Raw genomic sequence first — 1,314 nt, forward strand, 5'->3', positions numbered from 1 at the left:
TGGCCAAACTGGATCGTGATGCGTTCTTCAATGCTGAGTTCATGATATGACATAGGTTCACCGTACCGGATTGGTCAGGTGTTGCGCTCAGTTTTTGCCGCCGCCCAAGCTTTATTCAGAACGAGCATCTTTGACAGGTGATAATGCTTACGAAGTATTTAAATACGCTTTGAAATCTGACGAAGATTGCTATTACATTACAAGCAAAGATGTCATAGATCGCGAGCAAGATGAGCGGTTAAAGAAGCACCTGGTTAGATCTGGCTCAGCACATCACAAGGAGCTCTTCTTAAACGCAGAAGCCCTCTACTGCTCTTTTGGCTTTCCCGGCATTATATTCCCCGAACTCAGGGACATACACATCAGCGCACTGAAACATAAACTTTATCTCATGTGGCACGGGATCTCTGCAGGCGACAAAAACTCTCATGACATAGCATTTTTCAACGGCAATCGTAATGATGGTGTCATCGCCTGTTCCTCACACGAAGAAAAAAAACTTCAGTGCTCTCGGGCATACCAACGTACATTTAACCGGCTATCCGCGAATGGACAAGTGGTGCAATGACACACCATTGAACGTCAATTCAGCTATTCTTTTTTTCACGTGGAGACGAAATCTTCTTGAAGCAACTCTTGCAGATTTTTTAAACTCCGAATATGTTGCAACCATTACCAACCTTGTGCAAGAGCTTGCAAAAGCTCGTCCAAAATTAGAGCTTTACTACTTCATCCATAATGCCATCCCCAACCAACACATAGAGTGCCTGGCTGCAATTCTCAGGGCAAACTGCACCAACATTCGTTTTGTAAATAACAACGACACGCAAATGTTCAATCACATTTTCAACACATCAAAATATCTTATTACTGACTACAGCTCAGTAGGTTATGATTTTGCCTACTACAAAAAAAGAACATCTACTTTTTTCATACCCGAAAAATTCATTGACGGCCACTACATACCGACAAAACTTTTTTACAAAATCAAAACCGGGCCAATATGCTTTGACACAGGCTCAGTGATAAAATCACTCAATCCTAATGAGTATAAAAAACATCAATCCTCTGCGAAGTCATTCTTTCGATTCATGGATTCCAAAAATTGTCAGCGTGCGCACGACGTTACAGGTCAGCATTCTGCGCTGGCAACAAAAATCTAGTAGCCATCAAAAACAACAACAGAGAAACTCATGAACACTAGAAAAACCTTACGGGATATGTATGCAACACATGAAGGCTATTGTACTGTTTTCGAAAAAATCAGCCACCAACTAACGGAAAATTCAAATCTTATCAATAGCTTAGCTTGCA

The 1,314-nt window shown here is 41.3% G+C and carries 2 protein-coding genes; both read left to right on the forward strand.

The genetic code is table 11. The annotated features are described in order from the left end of the window. Window positions 1–130 precede the first annotated feature (130 nt). Complete coding sequence (locus DW49_RS1000000132945; protein ID WP_024421485.1) at window positions 131–568, forward strand: hypothetical protein; 438 nt, start codon at window positions 131–133, stop codon at window positions 566–568. Then, on the forward strand, window positions 549–1,163 hold the full coding sequence (locus tag DW49_RS1000000132950; protein WP_161780209.1) for a CDP-glycerol glycerophosphotransferase family protein: 615 nt from the start codon (window positions 549–551) through the stop codon (window positions 1,161–1,163). Before DW49_RS1000000132945 ends, DW49_RS1000000132950 begins: the two co-directional genes overlap by 20 nt. Window positions 1,164–1,314: the final 151 nt, after the last annotated feature.

Source organism: Pseudomonas avellanae BPIC 631, assembly GCF_000444135.1.
Lineage (GTDB): Bacteria > Pseudomonadota > Gammaproteobacteria > Pseudomonadales > Pseudomonadaceae > Aquipseudomonas > Aquipseudomonas avellanae.